Below are 1,534 nucleotides of genomic sequence, written 5' to 3' on the forward strand. Positions count from 1 at the left end.
ACATCGGTGGGTTGCCGTGCTTGCGGCTGGGCAGGTCGGCGTGCTTGGTGCGGAGCATGGCGAGGGAGGAGGCGAGGACCTGCCGGGTCTCGGCGGGGTCGATGACGTCGTCGACGAGGCCGCGTTCGGCCGCGTAGTACGGGTGCATCAGCTCGCTCTTGTACTCCTTGATCTTCTGCGCGCGCATCGCCTCGGGGTCCTCGGCCCCGGCGATGTCCCGGCGGAAGATCACGTTCGCGGCGCCCTCGGCGCCCATCACCGCGATCTCGTTGGTCGGCCAGGCGAACGACAGGTCCGCCCCGATCGACCGGGAGTCCATCACGATGTACGCCCCGCCGTACGCCTTGCGCAGGATCAGCTGGATCCGCGGCACCGTCGCGTTGCAGTACGCGTACAGCAGCTTCGCACCGTGCCGGATGATCCCGTCGTGCTCCTGGTCCACCCCCGGCAGGAACCCGGGCACGTCCAGCATCGTGACCAGCGGAATGTTGAACGCGTCGCACATCTGCACGAACCGGGCGGCCTTCTCACTGGCATTGATGTCCAGCACCCCGGCCAGCGACTGCGGCTGGTTGGCGATGATCCCGGTGACGTGCCCGTCGATCCGCGCCAGCACGCACAGCACGTTGGTCGCCCACCGCTCGTGGACCTCCAGGTACTCCCCGTGGTCGACGATCTCCTCGATCACCTTGCGCATGTCGTACGGCCGGTTCCCGTCCACCGGCACCAGGTCCAGCAGCGACTCGTTGCGCCGCTCCACCGGATCGTCGTTCACCGCCGCCGGCGGCATCTCCCGGTTGTTCTGCGGCAGCAGCGACAGCAGGTAGCGCACCTCCTCGATGCACGACTGCTCGTCGTCGTACGCGAAGTGCGACACACCCGACACACCCGAGTGCACGTCCGCGCCGCCCAGACCGTTCTGCGAGATCTTCTCCCCGGTCACCGCCTGGACCACGTCCGGACCGGTGATGAACATCTGCGAGGTCTCACGGACCATGAACACGAAGTCCGTCAACGCCGGCGAGTACGCCGCACCACCCGCACACGGACCGAGCATCACACTGATCTGCGGGATCACCCCCGACGCCCGGGTGTTGCGCTGGAAGATCCCGCCGTAGCCGGCCAGCGCCGTGACACCCTCCTGGATCCGGGCACCCGCACCGTCGTTCAGCGACACCAGCGGCGCACCCGCCGCGATCGCCATGTCCATGATCTTGTGGATCTTCTGCGCATGCGCCTCACCCAGCGCCCCACCGAAGATCCGGAAATCGTGCGCATAGGTGAACACCGTCCGCCCGTGCACCGTCCCCCAGCCGACCACCACACCATCGGTGTGCGGCTTCTTCGCCTCCAGCCCGAAACCCGTGGCCCGGTGCCGCCGCAACGGCTCCACCTCACGGAACGAACCCTCGTCCAGCAGCAGATCGATCCGCTCACGAGCCGTCAGCTTCCCCTTGGCGTGCTGCGCCTCGGTCGCCTTCTCACTCGGGCCCCGGCGGACCTTCTCCCGCAGATCGTGCAGCTCGGCCACCCG

1 protein-coding gene is annotated in these 1,534 nt (G+C 68.0%); it reads right to left on the bottom strand.

Annotation, left to right across the window (positions count from 1 at the left end; all coding sequences use genetic code 11):
- Window positions 1-1,534 (bottom strand): acyl-CoA carboxylase subunit beta (locus ACFC1R_RS38770; protein WP_375946422.1); only part of this gene is annotated, 1,534 nt, incomplete at both ends.

It is taken from the genome of Kitasatospora sp. NPDC056138, assembly GCF_042264695.1.
In the GTDB taxonomy this organism is placed as follows: Bacteria; Actinomycetota; Actinomycetes; order Streptomycetales; family Streptomycetaceae; genus Kitasatospora.